General features: G+C 62.5%; 13 protein-coding genes. 8 read left to right on the top strand and 5 right to left on the bottom strand.

All coding sequences use genetic code 11. The annotated features are described in order from the left end of the window. Positions 1-170 precede the first annotated feature (170 nt). The gene (ugpA, locus tag DZG07_RS06040; RefSeq protein WP_119815152.1) at positions 171-1,055 is read right to left on the bottom strand and encodes a sn-glycerol-3-phosphate ABC transporter permease UgpA; all 885 of its coding nucleotides are present in this window, start codon (positions 1,053-1,055) and stop codon (positions 171-173) included. Positions 1,056-1,127: 72 nt separating this feature from the next. Further along, positions 1,128-2,438: a sn-glycerol-3-phosphate ABC transporter substrate-binding protein UgpB gene (ugpB, locus tag DZG07_RS06035; protein ID WP_119815149.1), complete on the bottom strand. Its 1,311-nt coding sequence runs from the start codon at positions 2,436-2,438 to the stop codon at positions 1,128-1,130. A 320-nt stretch (positions 2,439-2,758) separates the two neighbouring features. Here ugpB and DZG07_RS06030 point away from each other — a divergent pair, with 320 nt between their 5' ends. Further along, the gene (locus DZG07_RS06030) at positions 2,759-5,200 is read left to right on the top strand and encodes an EAL domain-containing protein (protein WP_119815147.1); all 2,442 of its coding nucleotides are present in this window, start codon (positions 2,759-2,761) and stop codon (positions 5,198-5,200) included. Here the strand turns inward: DZG07_RS06030 and DZG07_RS06025 are convergent. Continuing rightward, the gene (locus DZG07_RS06025; protein WP_119815144.1) at positions 5,192-5,905 is read right to left on the bottom strand and encodes a TlpA disulfide reductase family protein; all 714 of its coding nucleotides are present in this window, start codon (positions 5,903-5,905) and stop codon (positions 5,192-5,194) included. The two genes, DZG07_RS06030 and DZG07_RS06025, sit on opposite strands and share 9 nt — an antisense overlap. Positions 5,906-5,936: 31 nt before the next feature. Here DZG07_RS06025 and argH point away from each other — a divergent pair, with 31 nt between their 5' ends. From argH to DZG07_RS06000, 5 genes are all read left to right on the top strand, one after another. Beyond that, positions 5,937-7,337: an argininosuccinate lyase gene (gene argH / locus DZG07_RS06020; protein ID WP_119815141.1), complete on the top strand. Its 1,401-nt coding sequence runs from the start codon at positions 5,937-5,939 to the stop codon at positions 7,335-7,337. A 137-nt stretch (positions 7,338-7,474) separates the two neighbouring features. Next, positions 7,475-8,287 carry a class I SAM-dependent methyltransferase gene (locus tag DZG07_RS06015; protein ID WP_119815138.1) on the top strand — a complete coding sequence of 271 codons (813 nt, stop codon included), beginning with the start codon at positions 7,475-7,477 and terminating at the stop codon, positions 8,285-8,287. Between the two features lie 117 nt (positions 8,288-8,404). Then, positions 8,405-8,614: a lipoprotein gene (locus DZG07_RS06010; protein WP_091909978.1), complete on the top strand. Its 210-nt coding sequence runs from the start codon at positions 8,405-8,407 to the stop codon at positions 8,612-8,614. A gap of 13 nt (positions 8,615-8,627) precedes the next feature. Then, on the top strand, positions 8,628-9,893 hold the full coding sequence (gene lysA, locus DZG07_RS06005) for a diaminopimelate decarboxylase (protein ID WP_119815136.1): 1,266 nt from the start codon (positions 8,628-8,630) through the stop codon (positions 9,891-9,893). A 133-nt stretch (positions 9,894-10,026) separates the two neighbouring features. Continuing rightward, positions 10,027-12,651: a TIGR02302 family protein gene (locus DZG07_RS06000; RefSeq protein WP_119815133.1), complete on the top strand. Its 2,625-nt coding sequence runs from the start codon at positions 10,027-10,029 to the stop codon at positions 12,649-12,651. Positions 12,652-12,682: 31 nt separating this feature from the next. Here DZG07_RS06000 and DZG07_RS05995 read toward each other — a convergent pair whose 3' ends face one another. Next, entirely contained in the window at positions 12,683-13,300 is a 618-nt protein-coding gene (locus tag DZG07_RS05995) for a glutathione S-transferase family protein (RefSeq protein WP_119815130.1), read from the bottom strand. Between the two features lie 81 nt (positions 13,301-13,381). Continuing rightward, complete coding sequence (locus DZG07_RS05990; RefSeq protein ID WP_119821441.1) at positions 13,382-14,269, bottom strand: LysR substrate-binding domain-containing protein; 888 nt, start codon at positions 14,267-14,269, stop codon at positions 13,382-13,384. A gap of 232 nt (positions 14,270-14,501) precedes the next feature. Here DZG07_RS05990 and DZG07_RS05985 point away from each other — a divergent pair, with 232 nt between their 5' ends. Both DZG07_RS05985 and DZG07_RS05980 read left to right on the top strand, forming a co-directional pair. Beyond that, complete coding sequence (locus DZG07_RS05985; protein WP_119821439.1) at positions 14,502-15,425, top strand: DMT family transporter; 924 nt, start codon at positions 14,502-14,504, stop codon at positions 15,423-15,425. Positions 15,426-15,540: 115 nt separating this feature from the next. After that, positions 15,541-16,437, top strand: coding sequence for a lipid kinase (locus DZG07_RS05980; protein WP_245429592.1), 897 nt, complete (start codon positions 15,541-15,543; stop codon positions 16,435-16,437).

The raw sequence follows: 16,437 nt of genomic DNA, 5'->3' as shown, positions 1-16,437 counted from the left end.
CAGAAGGCACCGCCCATACGGTCGAGCAGGCAAAGCGATGGCGCCCTGCCGCAACGACCCCACCCGACCGCTTCGCGGCCACCCTCCCCTCAAGGGGGAGGGAAACGTCGCGCAAACTTCCCTCATCCTGAGGTGCGATCCTGAGCTTGTCGAAGGAGAGCCTCGAAGGATCACCCATAATGCACCTTCTTCTCCACGAAGCGGAACTGGAAGGCGGTTAGCCCGATCACGATCACCATCAGGATCACCGACTGTGCCGCTGAATCGCCGAGGATCAGATTGACGAAGCCGTCATTGTAGACCTTGTAGACCAGCGTTTCGGTGGCCTTGCCCGGCCCGCCCCCGGTGACGGCGTGGATGATGCCGAAGGTGTCGAAGAAGGCGTAGACGGTGTTGACGACGAGGAGGAAGAAGGTCGTCGGCGCCAGCAGCGGAAAGACGATCGTCCAGAAGCGTTTCGTCTCGCCGGCGCCGTCGATGGCAGCCGCCTCGATCAGTGTTTTCGGTATGGCCTGAAGTCCGGCGACGAAGAACAGGAAATTGTAGCTGATCTGCTTCCATGAGGCTGCTGTCACCACAAGCACCATGGCGTCCGTGCCGTCGAGCAGCGGGTTCCAGTCGAATCCCAGCCAGCGCAGCCCGTAGGCAAGCGTGCCGATCGACGGATTGAACAGGAACAGCCACAACATGCCGGCAATCGCCGGGGCCACGGCATAGGGCCAGATCATCAGCGTGCGGTAGATGCCGCGCCCGCGAATGACCTTGTCGGCCATCACCGCAAGCAGCAGCGCCACTGCCATGGAGACAAAGGCCGTGGCCAGCGAGAAGACCACCGTGACCTTCAGCGAATTGACGTAGTTGGGATCGGAAAGAACGCGCGCAAAATTGTCGAACCAGACGAATTTCGAATTCAGCCCGAACGGGTCCTCGCGCAGCATCGACTGATAGAGCGCCTGCCCTGCCGGCCAATAGAAGAAGATCGCCGTGATGGCGAGTTGTGGCGCGACCAGGAGATAGGGCAGGAACTTGTTGGGGAAAGTGACGCGTGGGGACAGGGCTTCCTCCGCTTGATAGTCAAGCCATCCGCACGAGATATCGCGCGGATGGCTTTCGTCGAGGTCTTGTCGTTAGTTGCCGATGGCCTGCTGGATCGCGGCGTTGCCGCGTTCGACGGCCTTGTCGAGCGCCTGCTGGGCGGTCTGGTCGCCGGCCAGCATCTTCTCGAACTCCTCGTTCTCGATGTCGCGAACCTGCGGAAGATTGGCCAGGCGCACGCCCTTCGAGTTTTCGGTCGGTGCCTTGCCCATCATCTGCTTGATCGGGATTTCGCGGGCCGGGTTCTTGTCATAGAAACCGTCGGCCTTGGTCTTCTCATAAGCGGCGAGCGTTACCGGCAGATAGCCGGACACCTGATGCAGACGGGCCTGGATTTCGGTCGTGGACAGGAAGTTGAAGAAGGCGGCAACGCCCTTGTATTCATCGTCTGACTTGCCGGCGAAGACCCAGAGGCTGGCGCCGCCAGGCGTGGTGTTCTGCGGCGCGCCCTGCGCTTCCGGCTCGTAAGGAAGCTGGCCGGTGCCGTAGTTCATGCCGGATTTTGCGATGTCGCCGAGACCGCCCGAGGATTCGGTGAAGATGCCGCATTCGCCGGCGAGGAAGATCTGCTTGGCTTCCGATGTGCGGCCGCCATATTTGAACGTGCCGTCCTTGGCGAGGTCTGCCAGTTCCTGGAAATGCTTCACGAACAGCGGCGCGTTGATCTTCAGCTGGACGTCCGGACCGGCGATGCCGTTCTCATTGGTGCCGAAGGACAGGTTGTTCCAGGCAGCGAAATTCTCGGTGTGGATCCAGGTCAGCCAGGTCGAGGTGTAGCCGCAGGGTGCGGCACCGCTGGTCTTGATCTTCTTGGCCGCATCCCAGACTTCCGGCCAAGTCTTGGGCGGATTGTCGACGTCGAGACCGGCTTTCTGGAAGATATCCTTGTTGTAATAGAGGATCGGCGACGAGGAATTGTACGGGAAGGACAGGATGGTGCCGTCGGGCTTCGAATAATAGGCGACGATGCCTGGCAGATACTGGCTCTTGTCGAAAGGCTTGCCGCCCATGGAGAGGATGTCGGCGACCGGCTTGATCGCGCCTTCGGCGGCCATCATGACGCCCGTGCCGGCGTCGAACACCTGCATGATCGCCGGCGGCTGCTTGGCGCGGTAGGCGGCGATGCCGGCGTTCAGCGTCTCCGGATAGGTTCCCTTGAAGACGGGAACGACCTTGTACTCGCTCTGGCTCTCGTTGAATTCCTTTGACAGCGTCTCGACGACCTCATTGTTGGCGCCGGTCATGGCATGCCACCAGGAAATCTCGGTCACGGCGAATGCGGACGATGTCGAAAGCAGGGTGAAAGACGCGGCAATACCGGCCGCAACGCCTTGAAATTTCATGTTTCTCTCCCGTTTTTACTTGGCGAAAGGGTTAGTCTCGCAACGGGGAGTATCGGTCGATTGTGACAGTGCGACAACCGTTTTGTTACACTCCGATGAATTTCGCCTCAGTTTCGTGTGGATTTCGTTTCCCATCGTTGTTCGCTCCGGACGTTTTCGTAAGCCGGCTTTCGAATTGATCCGCACCTCGCCAGAAAACGCTTGAATTCGGCAAAAGTAACGCCCACAGGTTGAAAGCAAATTTAACCGATCCTTCAATTATATACGGCTAATATTCAACATTAGCTTGTTTATTTCCAATAGATTGGGTGGAATTGGAAATGCTGACCGTCTACAACTGTATCGTGAACGAGCACGATCTGAGACTTGTCGCGCTCGCCGCGCTCATTTGCGCCATATCTTCGTTTTCTGCAGTCAAGTTGCTCCATCACGTAGGTCAGTCCAGAAATGGCAACCGGCTTGCCTGGCTAATGATTTCCGCGACAGCGACCGGCTTCGGCATCTGGGCGACCCATTTCATCGCAATGCTTGCATTTTCGCCCGGCATCCCGAACGCCTACAATGTCGAGCTTTCCGCCCTTTCGCTTGCCGCCGCCGTGTTCCTGACGGCTGCCGGCATGTGGGTGGCCACACTGCGGGGCGGTATCGATTATTATCTCGTCGGCGGCGCCCTGCTTGGTGCGGGCATCGCGTCGATGCATTTTGTCGGCATGGCCGCTTTCGAGGTGCAGGGGCGGATCGTCTGGGATCAGCTTCTTGTCGCCATTTCATTGCTGGGCGGAATAACGCTGGCAGCGCTGTCGCTCCTTGTCGTGCTCCGTCGGCCGTCCACGCTGGCGACACTCGGCGGCGCCGTGCTTCTGACGCTTGCCATCTGCACCCTGCATTTCGTCGCGATGGCCGCAGTCTCGATCATTCCGGATTCTTCGGTCGAGATTTCCGAATCCACGATCGAGCCCCTGTCCCAGGCATTCGCTGTTGCCGCCGCAAGCCTGGTGATCCTCATTCTCTCCGGCATTGCCCTGTCGATCGACCTGCGCTTCCGCCGCCAGAAGATCGAAGCGGAGCGCATGCACGGGCTGGCCAATGCCGCGGTCGAGGGGTTGATCGTCTGCGACGGCGCGCGCATCGTCAGCGCCAATAACAGCATTGCCACGCTGACCGGTCAGCCGGTCGAAACGCTCAACGCCATGCAGCTCTCCAACCTCTTTGGCGAGCGCACCGCCTCCAACCTGCCGGAATTCGGCGAGCAGGCGCAGGAAGCCGAACTGAAAAGCCGTGACGGCGAAAGCATTCCGGTCGAACTCATCGCCCGGAGCATCGATTATTGCGGCAAACCACATACCGTGGTCGCCGTCCGCGACATCCGCGAACGCAAGACGGCGGAGCAGGAAATCCTGCGCCTCGCCCATTTCGATCCGCTCACCGGGCTTGCCAATCGCCGGAATTTCTCCGGCCGGCTCGATGCCGAGATTGCAGCGATGAAACTGAGCGGGAAAGGCGACTATCTGGCGCTGTTGCTGCTTGATCTCGACCGGTTCAAGGAAGTGAACGACCTGTTCGGGCATGGCGCGGGTGACGCCATGCTGCAGACCGTCGCGCGCTGTGTCTCAAGCGTTCTGCGCAGCGGGCAGATGCTGGCGCGCCTCGGCGGCGACGAATTCGCCATCATAGCGCCCAACCTCTCGGACCCTCTGGCCGCCGGCCGCATTGCCGACGACGTGCTGGCGGCGATGCGCGAGGAAAACAGGCGCTCCATTGGCGGAGGGCTGGTTTCGACCAGCATCGGCATTGCGCTTTATCCTCGGGATGCCGACGATCAGACCGCCCTTATCAGCCATGCCGACACCGCGCTCTACCGCGCCAAGGCGGAAGGCAAGGACACATACCGCTATTTCGAGGCGTCGATGGGCGCCGAGGCACGCGACAAGCGCGTGATGGAACACGAACTGCGCCAGGCAATCGCCCGCGACGAGTTCTACCTGGTCTACCAGCCCCAGAAGGAAATCAGCGGCGGCAAGATGCTCGGTTTCGAAGCCCTGATCCGCTGGCAGCACCCGGAACGGGGCGAGGTTTCGCCAGCCATGTTCATCCCGGTTGCGGAAGACAGCGGCGTCATCGTCCAGATCGGCGAATGGGTCTTGGCGACGGCTTGCCAGGAGGCTGCCAGCTGGAAGAACCCGCTTTCGGTTGCGGTCAATGTCTCGGCGGTGCAGCTTCACAATCCGCATTTCAGCCGCAAGGTTCACGAGGTGCTCGTTCACACAGGCCTCGCGCCGGGTAGGCTCGAACTGGAGATCACCGAAACGGCCCTCGTGAAGGACATGCCGCGCGCACTGGCAACCCTTAGAAAGATCAAGGCGCTGGGCGTGCGGGTGGCCATGGACGATTTCGGAACGGGCTATTCCTCGCTCTCAAACCTGCGCGCCTTCCCCTTCGACAAGATCAAGATCGATGGCTCCTTCATCAAGTCGGTGGACACCAACGGCCAGGTCGCAGCGATCGTGCGCGCCGTTCTCGGCCTTGGGCGAGGCCTCGGCCTGCCGGTGCTGGCTGAAGGCGTCGAAACGCTCGGCGAACTGAAATTCCTGGATGATGAGGACTGCCAGATCGGCCAGGGCTACTATCTCGGCAAGCCGGGGCCGATCGAAATGTTCAGCGAGCTGACCGGCGTATCGGTCACAGCCCCGGGCCAGACCGCCACGGCCAGCCGCAAGGCCCGTGTGGCGGTACTTCAGCCGATCGTGCTGCGGTCAGTCTGATCCGCCTGCCGCGGCCTCGATCAGCGCTGCCGCATCCGGGCTCGACCATTCGGCCGGGCCGTTCATGTTGGCGAGCAGGCAGCCTTCGCCATCGACCAGCAGCGTCACCGGCAGGCCGAGCGCCAGCCCACGCTTCTTGAGATCGTTGAACAGGTCGAGCGTGTTGTCGCGGTAGAGCGCGAGCGTATCGACGCCGATCTCGGAGAGGAACTTCTTCGGCTTCTCGTCATCGCCGGTATCGACATTAATGGCGACGACCTCGAACTTGTCGCTGCCTTTTTCCTTTTGCAGCGCATTGAGCGCCGGCATTTCAGCGCGGCAGGGCGCGCACCAAGTTGCCCACAGATTGATGAGCAGCGTCTTGCCGGCATGGTCGGCCAGCGTCATCGGCTTGCCGTCAGGAGACTTGAAGGCGAGGCCCTTCAGCGATTGCGGCGGATCGGCCGGCAGCATGGCGGCGACCTCACCTTTGGCTGCCGCACCGACCACCTTGACCTTGTCAGACTTTGCCGCGCAGACGGCGTTGTCGGCGGTGTTTTCGGGAGCGGCAGGGGCAACGGCCACCTGCTGAGGCGCCGATGCCGGAGCCTTGTTGCCAGACAAGGTAACGCTGGCATATACCACCACCGCGCCGGCAAATGCGCCTGCAATCGCTGCCATGACCAGCAGGCGCGCAGTCGGTATGAGTTTCTTTCCGTCAGCCATTCACTTTTTTCTCCGGAGCCCGGTTATCACGATGAGCGACAAGAAGGCCAGCAACGCGATGTGGGGCGGACGATTTGCCTCGGGGCCCGCGGCGATCATGGAGGCGATCAACGCCTCCATCGGCTTCGACAAAAAGCTCTACGCGCAGGACATCCGCGGCTCGATCGCCCACTCCGAAATGCTCGCGGAAACGGGCATCATTGAGGAGAAAGATCAAGAAAAAATCGCTCACGGCCTGAACACGATTTTGAAAGAGATCGAGAGCGGCAAGTTCGAGTTCTCGACCCGGCTGGAAGACATTCACATGAATGTCGAGGCGCGTCTTGCCGAGCTGATCGGCCCCGCCGCAGGCCGCCTGCACACCGCACGTTCGCGCAACGATCAGGTGGCAGTGGACTTCCGGCTGTGGGTCAAGGACGAGTTCCATCGTGTAGCCGAAGCGCTGAAGGGGCTGATCGAAGCTTTCCTCAAGCGCGCCGAGGAACATGCAGCCACCGTCATGCCTGGCTTCACCCATCTGCAGACGGCGCAGCCGGTAACCTTCGGCCATCACTGCATGGCCTATGTCGAGATGTTTGCCCGCGATCTGTCGCGCGTCCGCGATGCCATCGAGCGCATGGACGAGAGCCCGCTGGGTGCAGCAGCCCTTGCTGGCACCGGCTTCCCCATCGACCGCTTCCGCACCGCCAAGGCGCTCGGCTTCCGCGAGCCGACACGGAACTCGCTGGATAGCGTTTCCGACCGTGACTACGCGCTGGAGTTTTTGGCCATCGCCGCGATCTCGGCGACCCATCTGTCGCGTCTGGCCGAAGAGATCGTCATCTGGTCGACGCCGCAATTCGGCTTCGTTCGGCTGTCCGACAGCTTTTCGACCGGCTCCTCGATCATGCCGCAGAAGAAAAACCCCGATGCTGCCGAACTGGTGCGCGCCAAGACCGGCCGCGTCAACGGCCATCTGATCGGCCTTCTGACTGTGATGAAGGGGCTGCCGCTGACCTATTCGAAGGACATGCAGGAAGACAAGGAAGCCGTCTTCGACGCCGCCGAAACACTTGACCTGATGCTGGCGGCGATGACCGGCATGGTCGGTGACATGCAGGTGAACGAAACGGCGATGAAGAAGGCCGCCGGTTCCGGCTATTCGACCGCGACCGACCTTGCCGACTGGCTGGTGCGCACGCTTAACCTGCCCTTCCGCGAGGCCCATCACGTCACCGGCCGCGCCGTGGCGCTGGCGGAAGGCAAGAAGGTCGGGTTGGAGAAGCTGACGCTGGAAGACCTTCAGTCGATCCACGACGGCATCACCGACGATATCTTCTCGGTGCTTTCGGTGCAGAACTCGGTGAAGAGCCGCACCTCCTTCGGCGGCACCGCGCCCGCCGAGGTGCGCCGCCAGATCCGCTACTGGAAGAAGCGCATCGCCAAGGCGTGAGGACGTAGCGCGTGGTTCGAGGCTCCCGTTCGGGAGCTTCAGTCATGCGCCGGGGCGCTATTATCGACCCGCCACGACTGGTATGATGGATTTCATGCTGGTCTCGCGAGCCATCAAACGGACGGCGGGTGATAGCTATGTTGGAAACCGACAAGGTATTCGCCGGCTCGATTCCGGAAAACTACGACCGCTATATGGTGCCGTTGATTTTCGAGCCGTTCGCCGCAGATCTTGCACGGCGGGCAGCGTCCTTGTCGCCGAGCGCGGTTCTGGAAACCGCTGCGGGCACCGGGGTCGTCACCCGCGCATTGGCGCCAAAACTGTCGCCCGGGGCAAGCTATGTCGTTACCGACCTCAATCAGCCGATGCTCGACCACGCCGCTTCGCGACAAGGCCCCGACAGCCGCATCGAATGGCGCCAGGCGGATGCCTTGGCACTGCCGTTTGAAAACGCGGCCTTCGATCTCGTTTGTTGTCAGTTCGGCGCGATGTTCTTTCCCGACCGCGCATCTGCCTACCGCGAGGCCAGGCGCGTCCTGAAGCCCGGCGGACATTTCCTGTTCAACGTATGGGATCGCATCGAGGAGAATGTATTTGCCGATGAGGTGACCAATGCTCTGGCAGAGATTTTTCCGAACGATCCGCCGCGCTTTCTGGCACGCACGCCGCATGGCTACCACGATACGGCACTCATCCGCAGCGAGCTGGAGGACGCAGGTTTCTCCAACGTGGTGATCGAGACGAGAGCCGAACTAAGCCGTGCACCCTCACCACGCATTCCGGCCGTTGCCTATTGCCAGGGAACTGTCCTTCGCAGCGAAATCGAGGCCCGAGACGCGAGAAAACTGGACGCTGCAACCGACCACGCCGCATCCGCGATCCAGGACAGGCATGGCAGCGGCGCGGTTGCCGCCAAAATTCAGGCTCACGTAATCGTGGCTGTGGCCTAGGTCTAGAATATCCCGTTTCAGCCCTGGTGAACTTTTAGCCGCTTGATTTGCCGGGGTGCAAAGGCCAAAGAATTTCGCTAGAAGCAGGCAACGTATTTCTCACGGACGGATGACAGGATGACCGGCAGCAGACTTCTCACCACGCTCGTGCTTCTGGCCGCGATCGGCGCAGTTTCGGCCTGCGGGCGCAAGTCGGGGCTCGACACGCCTTATGAAGCTGCCGTGCAGGCCCGCAAGGACGCGCAGAAGGCCAATGAGCAGCCGCTGCCGCCGGAGCCGCAGAAACCGGTGGCGGACAAGCCCTTCCTCCTCGACAAGCTGCTCTGACCGGACCAAACCAGTGAACCATTTCGACTATCGTGACGGCGTGCTCCACGCCGAGGACGTGCCCCTGCCTGCTATCGCAGCAGCCGTTGGAACGCCGTTCTATTGCTATTCCACCGCGACGCTGAGTCGCCACTATCGCGTGTTCAGCGAGGCCTTTGCCAGCCTCGACAGCCTCGTCTGCTACGCGCTGAAGGCTAATTCCAACCAGGCCGTGCTGACGACGCTGGCGAAGCTTGGCGCAGGAGCCGACGTGGTTTCGGAAGGCGAACTGCGCCGCGCTCTGGCCGCGGGCATTCCCGGCAGGAAGATCCTGTTCTCCGGCGTCGGCAAGACGGCGCGGGAAATGGATTTCGCGCTGGCAGCCGACATCCTTTGCTTCAACGTCGAATCCGAGCCGGAGCTTGAACTGCTTTCTGCACGCGCGGTGGCTGCCGGCAAGGTCGCGCCGGTCTCGCTGCGCATCAACCCGGACGTCGACGCCAAGACCCACAAGAAGATCTCGACCGGCCTGGCCGAAAACAAGTTCGGCATACCGCGCCAGCGGGCGCGCGAGGTCTATGCCCGCGCCGCCCAACTACCCGGCTTGAAGGTCGTCGGCATCGATATGCATATCGGCAGCCAGATCACCGAGCTGCAGCCTTTCGACGATGCCTTCGCGCTGCTGGTCGAGCTGGTCGGCATGCTGAAGGCCGACGGCCACGCCATCGAGCATGTCGATCTCGGCGGCGGCCTCGGCATTCCCTACAAGACCGACAACTCACCGCCGCCGCTGCCGGACGCCTATGCGGCGATCGTCAAGAAGCACGTCACAAAGCTCGGGCTGAAGGTGATGTTCGAGCCGGGACGGCTGATCGTCGGCAATGCCGGCATTCTGGTGTCGGAAGTGATCTACGTGAAGGAAGGCGACGCCAAGAACTTCCTGATCGTCGATGCGGCGATGAACGATTTGATTCGCCCGACGCTCTACGATGCCTTCCACGACATCCGCCCGGTGGTGCAGCCACCCGCAGACACGCCGCGCATGAACGTCGATATCGTCGGCCCGGTCTGCGAAACCGGCGATTTTCTCGGCCTTGACCGCGATCTGCCGCGCATGAAGGCCGGCGACCTGATCGCCGTCGGCACGGCCGGCGCCTATGGCGCGGTGCAGGCAGGCACCTACAACACCAGGCTTCTGGTGCCTGAGGTGCTGGTCAATGGCGATGCTTTCCACGTCATCCGCCCGCGCCAGAGCTATGACGAGCTGATCGGCCTCGATTCGGTGCCCGACTGGCTCTGACGCGATCGCGCTGTGATCGGCGCGGAAAAGCCCGCCGATCACGATTTCGTACCATGCCTCGTCTTTGCCGTGTTTGCTGCTATTCTTTTCATGGAGATCGCGCATGCGGCGCGAGTCTCGTTTGGAAAGGTTGATGGCGGAAACACCGGCAACGAACAGCGCACAGAGTTTCGCCCGGCGCCTTGGCCGCGCCCGGTTCACCACGCTGGCCGCAATGATGGTGGAACGCGGCTGGCCCCTGGCATTGCCGCTGCTTGTCGTCGTCAGCCTGTTCCTCAGCCTTTCCTGGTTCGGCGTCTTCCGTCTCCTGCCTGATGTGCCGCGCTTCGGCCTGCTGGCTTTGTTCGCCATTGCAGGCGTGGCTGCGCTCTACCCGTTGCGCTTCTTTCGACGCCCTTCCGCGGCCGAGATCGACCGTCGCATCGAAGCGGCGAATGAGCTGCCGCATACGCCGGTGCTGGTGCAGACCGACCGGCCGAGCGGCAAGGTCAGCGAGTTTTCGCAGGCGCTGTGGCGCGAGCACCAGAAGCGCATGGCCGAAAGCCTTGGCGATGTCGGCAGCGACCTGCCGCGCACCCGCGTGCCGGAGCGCGACCCATGGGGCCTGCGCGCGGCAGCCGCCCTGCTGTTCGTCACTGCCTTTGCCTTCTCCTACGGCCCGCTCGGCGGACGCCTGGGCGATGCCTTTCAAGCCGGCGCGATAGCCGAGACCATCCCGCCACGCGTCGATGCCTGGGTGACGCCGCCTGCCTACACCGGCAAGGCGCCGGTGTTCCTGACCGCCGACGCCAACCGGCAGAACCCGACCTTCACCGTGCCGCAGGGCAGTGAAGTTTCGCTGCGCGTGACCGGCGGTGCTGGCGACGAGGCGCTTTCCTACGCCGATTCCGGCGGTACCACCCGCGACATCGAGCCGAAGGCGGGTGCAGCACCCGCGCCAGCCAAGCCGATTGCCGCCGGCGCACCGGCAGTGGCGCGTCAATTTGCCGGCAAGCTCGACAAGGACGGCGTGCTCAGCCTGAAATCGGGCGAGAAGGAGCTGCAAAGCTGGACCTTCGCCGTCATCCCCGACAAGCCGCCGGTGATCCGTTTCGTCGGCGAGCCCAAGCGCGCGGTTAATGGCGCGCTGGAACTCAATTACGAGATCGTCGACGACTATGGCGCGGCCTCCGCCAAGGCCGAATTCGCGCTGGCCGACGAACAGGCCAAGGATGCGCATCCGCTCTACAAGGCACCCGAAATGCCGCTGACGGTGCCGCGCCGCGGCAGCGGCACGGCTGCCGCCAAGGTATCGCGCGACCTGACCGACCATGTCTGGGCCGGCAGCACGGTCAAGCTGACGCTGAAGGCGACGGACGACGCCGGGCAGGAAGCCACCAGCGAAACCAAGACGCTGGTGCTGCCGGAGCGGCCCTTCTCCAACCCGCTCGCCAAGGCCGTTGTCGAACAGCGCCGCATCTTCTCACTCGACACCAACAAGAAGCCCTATGTGCTGGAACTGATCGACGCCATCACGCTGCGGCCCGAAGACACGATCCAGAACATGGCCAACTTCCTCGGCCTGATGGTGGGCAGCACGCAGTTGAAGCTGGCCGAGAACGACGACCAGTTGCGCGCAGCCGCCGACTATTTCTGGGAAATGGCGCTGGCCATCGAGGACGGCGCGCTTTCGTCGGCTGAAAAACGCCTGCGCCAGGCGCAGGAGGCCTTGAAGCAGGCGCTTCAGAACGGCGCCAGCGACGAAGAGATCGACAAGCTCATGAAAGAGCTGCGCCAGGCGATGAACGACTTCCTGCGCGAATTCGCCGAGCGGGCCAAGCGCGACCCGAACATGGCCCAGCAGCAGATGCCGCAGAACGGGCAGGAACTGCGCCAGAGCGACTTGGAGCGCATGATGGACCAGATCGAGAATCTGGCCAAATCAGGCAACCGCGATCAGGCGCAGGAGCTTCTATCCCAGCTTGAGAACATGATGAACAACCTGCAGGCAGGCCGCCAGCAGCAGCCCGGCCAGCAAGGCGACCAGAGCGAGATGCGCCAGCAGATGGACAAGCTGGGCGAGATCATGCGGCGCCAGCAGGAGATGATGAACGAGACCTTCCGCATGGACCAGATGCAGCGCGGCGAGCAATCCGGCGAGCAGCAGGGCCAGCAAGGTCAACAGGGACAAGGTCAGCAAGGCCAGCAGGGCGAACCCGGCCAGCAAGGTCAGGGCCAGCAGGGGCAGGGTCAAGGCAATCAGGGCCGTCCGATGACGCCGGAAGAATTTGCCGATGCGCTGAAGCAGCTGCAGGAAGGCCAGGGCCAGTTGCAGAAGGACCTTCAGGGCCTGACCAAGGGGCTCGAAGGCCTCGGCATCCAGCCGGGCGAAGGTTTTGGCGAGGCTGGCGATGCGATGGGCGAGGCCGAAGGCGCGCTTGGCAAGGGCGAAGGCGAACGCGCCGTCGGCGAACAGGGCCGTGCGCTCGAAGCGCTGCGCAAGGGCGCGCAGGACATGATGCAGCAGATGCAGCAGGCCATGCAGGGCGACGAAGGCGGCAGCGAGGAAGGCGGGCGCCAGCAGAATGCCGACCGCGACCCGCTCGGCCGGCCGCGCGCCACCACCGGCCCGGATTTCGGCAATTCGGTCAAGGTGCCGGACGAGATCGACGTGCAGCGCGCGCGCCAGATTCTCGATGCCATCCGCAAGCGGCTCGGCAACGCGCTCAGCCCCGAGCTGGAACGCAATTATCTCGAGCGCCTGCTCGAAATGCGCTGAGACGCGGTCCGCATCCCTTAAACCGAGCGCTTCAAGATGCGCCGCGTGGCGTAGCCGCAGCATCCTTCGCGAGGTAGCGCTGATAGGCCGGCCTTTCCTGCAGCCTCGCCAGATAGTCACGGAAAACCGGCTTGTCGGGAAAAGCCTTGAGAATGTTCGTGACGAAATAGATTCCGCTGCCGATCTGGGTGTCGGCAGCCGTGAACCTGTCTCCCGCAATGTAAGGCCGCGCTGACAGCGTCTTTTCCAGATGCCGGACCATGTCGTCATAGGCCCCGAAGGAGAAACTGTTGCTGTTATATGTCCACCCTTGTGCCTTCGCGGCGATTGCCGGATCGAAAACCGAATCCGAATAGACCAGCCAGGTCAGCCACGTCGCGCGCGCCTTGTCACCAATCGCGGGAGCGAGCCCGGCCTGCGGAAAGGTATCGCTGAGATACATGCAGATGGCCGCGCGCTCGGTGACGATCGTGCCGTCATGATCGATCGCCGGCACCTTCTTGTTGGGCTGTATGGCGCGGTAACTTTCGGGCACGCCGCCAGGAGCGCGGATATCGATGATCTCCGTCTCGTAGGGCACGCCGAGTTCCTCCAGAAGCCAATGAACGCCTGAAGAGCGCGACCAGGGCGCATGGTAGAATTTCAGCATCGTTTCCTCCTCATCTCGTTGAATGAGGGGTTTCTAGCATCCCTCTCCTGACAGCTTCTTGTCAGGAGCCATGTCAGCATATCACGCGCCGGGCGGCGGCACGGTTATCGTCAGTTGCGAGAAAAACGCCTCGCGAATGGCGTCGGCCATACCGTTGATCGCCTCGCTGGTCGCCCCGGGCGCGCGGTGGAGCACCACGTTCGAGGCATCGATATCGCCGAAACCGTCGGCAGCCGTCAGTTCACGGCAATCGGGCGGAATGTTGGAACGCGACACCGGCGCAATCGCCAACCCCGAGGCCACGGCGAGCTTCAACCCGCTGGTCGTGTCGCTGGTATAGGCGACGCGGTAGGGCAAACCGCGATCCTCAAGCGACCTGAGCGCGAAATCCTTGCACCAGCCGGCGCGGCTGTAGAGCGCGACCGGCAGCGGCGTCTCCTCATGCAGAAGATGCAGATTCGACGTCACCCACACCGTCGGGTCGCGCATCAGCACTTCGCCGTCGGAAAAATCCTGCCATTCGAACACGACGGCAAGGTCGAGTTCGCCCGCTTCGAGCGCCACCATCTGCGAGGCGGAATGCGCATATTTGACCGTGATCTCGACCTTGGGATGCATCTTGGCGAATGCGCTCAGCGCCCGCGACAGGATCGAATAGCTGTATTCCTCGGGGATGCCGATGCGGACCGGACCGTCGAGCGCTTCCGCCCGCATGGAGGCTGCGGTCTCGTCGAGCAGCGAGACGATGCGGCGGGCATTGACGATCAGGTCCTGACCCTTGCGTGTCAGCGCCACGCCACGCGAGCCGCGCTCGAACAGCACCTCGCCGATCATCGCTTCAAGCTTCTTGATCTGCATCGACACGGCCGACTGCGTGCGGCTGACGGTGTCGGCGGCCTTGGTGAAATTGCCGGTTTCGGCCACCGCGACGAAGGTGCGCAGAAGGTCACTGTCGAGATGGATAGTCATGACTTCCAGCCATAAGCGTTTCTCATGGCTGGCATCATTCCAATTCGTTTGAAACATGTCAATCAGACGGCGATAATCACAGACGAAACCGAAATGCATGAGCCGAGTCGGCAACAATCGACCCGGTCGGGCAAAAAGTCCTCACTCACCCGTAGTCCCAAAACAGGGGCCGCGGGTTCTTTTTGTCCGGATGCCGAACGGTTTTAACGTCGCATCGAAAGCCGTGAACGCCATGCAGAACCGTATCCTCCTCGGCATCATCTCACTCTGCCTCGGCGTCATGGTGTTTTCGCTGCAGGACCCGGTCATCAAGGCCGTTTCCGGGCGCTATCCCTTGATGGAGGTGATGGCGATCCGCTCCATCGTCTCGCTGCCTATCCTGCTCATCATCGTCCACAAGGATGTCGGGCTGAGGGCGCTGTTCTCGCCGAACTACCGACTGCTCGGCCTGCGCGCGGCGATCCTGTTCACCTCCTACACCGCCTATTATCTGGCACTGGCGGCGCTGCCGCTGGCCGACGCGGTCGCGCTCTATTTCATGGCGCCGCTGTTCATCATCATGCTGGCCCGCCCCTATCTCGGCGAACACATTTCCTGGCCGAGCGCGGTTACTGCCGTCGTCGGGCTGATCGGCGTGCTGGTGATGGTCCGCCCGGGACAGGGCGTGTTCGAATGGGCGGCGATGCTTTCGCTGCTTTCAGCCGGGCTCTACGGCTTTTCGCAGCTCATGGCGCGAAAACTCGGCTCGACGGAATCCTCGACCGTCATGAGCTTTTACCAGAATGGTGCCTATCTCATCGGCGCCGCCGTTCTCGGTTTCGCGCTCCAGACCATCGGCATGGAAAACGTCACCCATCCGAGCCTGAAGTTTCTGGTGCGCCCCTGGATCTGGCCGACGCTCAGTGATTTCCTGCTGATGGCATCCTGCGGCTTCATTGCTTCGGCCGGCATGATCCTGCTGTCGCAGGCCTACAGGCTGGCGCCGGCCAACATCGTTGCGACCTTCGAATATACCGGCATCCTCTGGGCACCGCTGTGGGGTTTTGTCTTCTTCGCCGAGGTGCCGCAGGCTGCGACCATAATGGGCGCGGCATTGATCATCGGCGCCGGTCTTTTCGCGCTCAATGCACGACTGGGAGCGCGGGCACCCGCCTGATCGCCGGATGGCTCGGCACAGGAAAAGCGGCCATCGCGCGGGGTCGAGACTTTAATTAGCCTTGTCGCCGCCCTATCTGGCGTGAACCGCACTCGACCAGATGAGGCCGAACCCCTTGCCGAAAAAAACCAAAGCGACGAAGCGCGCCCTGCTTGTCGTCAATCCCAAGGCCAGGCGCGGCGGGGAAACCATCGCGCCTGCGCTCGACGTGTTCAAGGCGTCCGGCATCGAGGTCGTCGACATGACCGCCGGCAAGGGCCAGCCGATAGACGAACTCATCCGCAAGCAGGCACCGGGATGCGACCTGGTCATCGTCGGTGGCGGCGACGGCACGCTGAACGCCGCAGCCCCCGCCCTGGTCGACCTCGAGCTGCCGCTGGGCGTGCTGCCGCTGGGCACCGCGAATGATTTCGCGCGCACGGTCGGCATTCCTCCCGATCCGGTCAAGGCAGCCGAAGTGATCGCGCAGGGCCTGCTCGCGCCGATCGATCTCGGCGAGGTCAATGGCCACCTGTTCTTCAATGTCGCCAGCATCGGCTTCAGCGCCGAACTGGCCGCCGATCTAAGCGAAGAGGCCAAGAAGCGCTGGGGCAAGCTCGGCTATGGCATCGTGGCGGCGCGGCTGCTCGCCCGGTCGAGACTGTTCAGCGCCCATCTCGACCATGACGGCACGACCGAGAAGATCAGGACCTTGCAGATTTCCGTCGGCAACGGAAAGCACTATGGCGGCGGCATGACGGTGGAGGAAACCGCGACCGCCGACGACGGCAAGCTCGATTTCTACAGCCTCGAAGTCGACCATTGGTGGCGGCTGCTGAGGCTGCTGCCGAGCCTGAGGCGTGGCACGCAAGGGCGCTGGGACGATGTGCGCGCCTTCCAGACGACGGAAGTGACGATCCGCACCAGCAGCCCGCGCCCGGTCAACACCGACGGCGAATTGTGCACGACCACGCCGGCGCATTTCCGCATCAGGCCCAAGGCACTCTCGGTGTTTGTGCCGAAGCGGAAATAA

This window comes from Mesorhizobium sp. DCY119 (assembly GCF_003590645.1).
Classification (GTDB): domain Bacteria; phylum Pseudomonadota; class Alphaproteobacteria; order Rhizobiales; family Rhizobiaceae; genus Mesorhizobium_M.
The sequence above is the reverse complement of the archived record's forward strand: the minus strand, read 5'-3'. Positions and strand labels throughout refer to the sequence as shown.

Bases quoted from the DNA above. Each gene is read 5' to 3' on its own strand.
- DZG07_RS06015 (WP_119815138.1), top strand. From the start codon at position 7,475: ATGTTGGAAACCGACAAGGTATTCGCCGGCTCGATTCCGGAAAACTAC.
- DZG07_RS06000 (WP_119815133.1), top strand. From the start codon at position 10,027: ATGGCGGAAACACCGGCAACGAACAGCGCACAGAGTTTCGCCCGGCGC.
- argH (WP_119815141.1), top strand. From the start codon at position 5,937: ATGAGCGACAAGAAGGCCAGCAACGCGATGTGGGGCGGACGATTTGCC.
- DZG07_RS06030 (WP_119815147.1), top strand. From the start codon at position 2,759: ATGCTGACCGTCTACAACTGTATCGTGAACGAGCACGATCTGAGACTT.
- DZG07_RS06025 (WP_119815144.1), bottom strand. From the start codon at position 5,905: ATGGCTGACGGAAAGAAACTCATACCGACTGCGCGCCTGCTGGTCATG.
- ugpB (WP_119815149.1), bottom strand. From the start codon at position 2,438: ATGAAATTTCAAGGCGTTGCGGCCGGTATTGCCGCGTCTTTCACCCTG.
- DZG07_RS05995 (WP_119815130.1), bottom strand. From the start codon at position 13,300: ATGCTGAAATTCTACCATGCGCCCTGGTCGCGCTCTTCAGGCGTTCAT.
- DZG07_RS06010 (WP_091909978.1), top strand. From the start codon at position 8,405: ATGACCGGCAGCAGACTTCTCACCACGCTCGTGCTTCTGGCCGCGATC.
- DZG07_RS05990 (WP_119821441.1), bottom strand. From the start codon at position 14,269: ATGACTATCCATCTCGACAGTGACCTTCTGCGCACCTTCGTCGCGGTG.
- DZG07_RS05985 (WP_119821439.1), top strand. From the start codon at position 14,502: ATGCAGAACCGTATCCTCCTCGGCATCATCTCACTCTGCCTCGGCGTC.